This window comes from Rhizomicrobium sp. (assembly GCF_056722145.1).
Window position 1 is genome coordinate 1 of the sequence record NZ_JBWZET010000111.1, and the last position, 3,063, is coordinate 3,063.

Sequence of the window (3,063 nt, forward strand, 5' to 3'; positions counted from 1 at the left end):
CAACGCCAAGGAATGGTTCGTGAAGAAAAGGCCGGCCTGATCAGGAGGTCGTCAGGCCCTGGCCGAAGACGTAGATGCTGGTGAACAGGAACAGCCACACGACATCGACGAAGTGCCAGTACCACGCCGCCGCCTCGAAGCCGAAATGGCGCGTCGGGGTGAAGTGGCCGAGGATGGCGCGCGCCAGGCACACGGTCAGGAATACCGTGCCGACGATGACATGGAAGCCGTGGAAGCCGGTCGCCATGAAAAAGGTCGAGCCGTAGATCGCGCCGAGATTGCCCTGTCCCGCGGTGAGCGTGGCGTGCGCCGGATCGGTGAAGGCGGCGAGCGCGGCGCCGTTGAAGCCGAAGGTGAACGGCGCGTGGGCGTATTCATACGCCTGGATGCAGGTGAAGCTGACGCCGAGGATCACGGTCAGTGCCAGACCCTGGATCGCGCCTTTGCGGTCGCCGTGCTGGATGGCGTGATGGGCCCAGGTCACGGTTGTGCCGGAGGTCAGGAGGATCACCGTGTTGATCAGCGGGAAGTGCCAGGGATCGAGGGTGACGATGCCGCTCGGCGGCCATTGGCTGAGCGCGGCGTCGTGCGGGAACAGGCTGAAATTGAAATAGGCCCAGAACCACGCCACGAAGAACATCACCTCCGAGGCGATGAACAGCAGCATGCCATAGCGCAGACCGAGCTTGACCACCGGCGTGTGCTGGCCTTCCACCACGCTCTCGGTGACGACGTCCTTCCACCAGCCCGCCATGGTGTAGAGCACCAGCGCCAGCCCGATCGCGAAGATCCACGGCACGCCGGCCATGACGCCGAAATCGGCATAGCTCTTGTTGAGCCAGAACACCGCGCCGATCATCATGATGAAGGCGCCGAGCGAACCGACCACCGGCCACGGGCTCGGATCGACCAGATGGTAATCGTGCTTGACGTTGCCGTGCGCCATTCGGGAAGCGTTCCTACGGGTGGATGCGTATCATCGTCATCACATAGAACAGCACGACCAGCGCGGCGAGGACAACTGCTATCGCCACGCTGCGCCGCTTCTTCTCGCGAGCGGTTTTCTTCGGGTCAAGATCGAGCCAATCATACGAAGGCATGAACGGCGCGCTCCACGATCAGGGCGGCGAACAGCGCAAAGAGATAGAGAATGGTGACGGCAAACAGCCGTCGCGCCGCCGGCTCTTTGGTTTCGTCGCGTTCGCGCGCCACGCCGACCGCGCGCCACAGCAGCAGCGCCCCGAGACCCGCCGCAACGGCAGCATACAGCGGCCCCGCCATGCCCAGCGCCGCGGGCGCGAACCCCAGCGGCACCAGCAGCAGCGCATACGCCAGGATATGACGGCGAGTGGCGCGCTTGCCGGCGACGACCGGCAGCATCGGCACCCCGGCGCGGGCGTAATCGCTGTTGGCAAACAGCGCCAGCGACCAGAAATGCGGCGGCGTCCAGAAAAAGATGATGGCGACCAGCAGCAGCGGCTGCCACGCCAGCGTGCCGGTCACCGCGGCCCAGCCGATGGCGGGCGGCATCGCGCCGGACAAGCCGCCGATGACGATGTTCTGCGGCGTTATGCGTTTCAGGCCGAGCGTATAGACGCCGACGTACCAGAAGATCGTGAACGCCAGCAGCGCCGCGGCGAGTGCGTTGACGAACAGCAGCATCAGCGTCACCGCGGCGACCGACAGGCTCCAGCCATAGGCGAGCGCTTCGCCGCGGGCAATCGTGCCGCGCGGAATCGGGCGATTGACGGTGCGCGCCATCAGCCGGTCGATGTCGGCTTCATAGGCCATGTTGAGGGCGCCCGACGCCCCGGCGCCGACCGCGATGCAGAGCAGCGCCGAAAACGCCATCAGCGGATGGATCGGCCCCGGCGCCACGACCAGACCGGCAAAGCCGGTGAAGATGACGAGGCTCATCACCCGCGGCTTCAGCAGCGCGAAGAAATCTTCCACCGTCGCGACGGGGCGGGACAGTTCGGTAACGGTCATGGCTGCCCCTTTCCTCCCCCGCGGTGCTCAAACTGAAGAGCCGCACGACCTTCGGATAGCGGGGGAGGTGCCGAGCGTTTGCGAGGCGGAGGGGGGACCGCCACGACATCGGCATTTTGGAACAGGCAGAACGCCCCCCTCCGGCCCGTCGCGGCGCGACGAGCCACCTCCCCCGCTGTCCCAACAAGGTGCGGGGGCGGAGAATTGGACTCCGCGGGGGAGGAAAGAGAGGGGAGCAAGTTCAAACGACCTTTCGTTGCTTATGCCGTGCGCGCCTTCTTCAGCGCTTTGGCGGTGACACGGCGCTTGGCGCGGCGCTGGGATTTGTGGCGGGCGGCTTCGTCCAGCTCTTTCAGCAGCGCTTCGGCGGCGCGCTTCTTGGCGACCGCGGCGGAGGGCTTTTTCTTGTTCGGCTTGCTGCCGAGCACGATCGCCTCGACCAGCGGCTCGGGATGGGCGACGCGATAGACCTGATCGGCGAGCTTGGCTTCGGCGCGCTCGTTCTCGACCGCGACGCCGTCGAGCGCCTGCTTCGACAGATGACGGACGGCGCGGGAGGAACGGGCCTTGAACGCCGCCTTGCCGGATCGCGCACCGACCTTGCCGGGGCCGCGCGGAGCTTTGCTGCGGGATTTGGTCTCTTTCTTCTCTTTCTTCTCTGAGATCTTCATGGCTCTCACGTTATTTTGGGTAGCTCGTTGAACGTATGGAACGGCGGCGGCGACGATAGCGTCCATTCCAGAGTCGTCGCCCCGACGCCCCAGGGATTGTCACCTGCTTTGCGCTTCTTGGCAAAGGCTTCCACGAGCACGATTAGGAAAACGACAACGCCGAGCCCGGCCAGGAACGCGCCCATCGAGGACACGAAATTCCATCCCGCATAGGCTTCGTTGTAGTCGACGTCCCGGCGCGGCATGCCGGCGAGCCCCAGGAAATGCATGGGGAAGAAAGCAAAATTAACGCCGACAAAGGTTATCCAGAAATGAATCTTGGCCAATGTCTCATTGTACAGGTAGCCGAAGAACTTGGGGAACCAGAAATACCAGCCGGCAAAGATCGCGAACACCGCCCCGA

General features: G+C 64.5%; 5 protein-coding genes. All 5 read right to left on the reverse strand.

Annotation, left to right across the window (positions count from 1 at the left end):
- Window positions 1-40 precede the first annotated feature (40 nt).
- A complete protein-coding gene (locus tag AC1P6P_RS06120) occupies window positions 41-946 on the reverse strand; it encodes a cytochrome c oxidase subunit 3 (protein WP_481401550.1) in 906 nt (301 codons plus the stop codon).
- A gap of 13 nt (window positions 947-959) precedes the next feature.
- Entirely contained in the window at window positions 960-1,100 is a 141-nt protein-coding gene (locus AC1P6P_RS06125; RefSeq protein ID WP_481401551.1) for a protoheme IX farnesyltransferase, read from the reverse strand.
- On the reverse strand, window positions 1,087-1,989 hold the full coding sequence (locus AC1P6P_RS06130) for a heme o synthase (protein WP_481401552.1): 903 nt from the start codon (window positions 1,987-1,989) through the stop codon (window positions 1,087-1,089). The genes AC1P6P_RS06125 and AC1P6P_RS06130 overlap by 14 nt, the downstream gene beginning before the upstream one ends.
- A gap of 260 nt (window positions 1,990-2,249) precedes the next feature.
- Window positions 2,250-2,660: a hypothetical protein gene (locus tag AC1P6P_RS06135; RefSeq protein WP_481401553.1), complete on the reverse strand. Its 411-nt coding sequence runs from the start codon at window positions 2,658-2,660 to the stop codon at window positions 2,250-2,252.
- Between the two features lie 5 nt (window positions 2,661-2,665).
- Window positions 2,666-3,063: cbb3-type cytochrome c oxidase subunit I (locus AC1P6P_RS06140; protein ID WP_481401554.1), on the reverse strand; the 398-nt coding region annotated here is incomplete at its 5' end.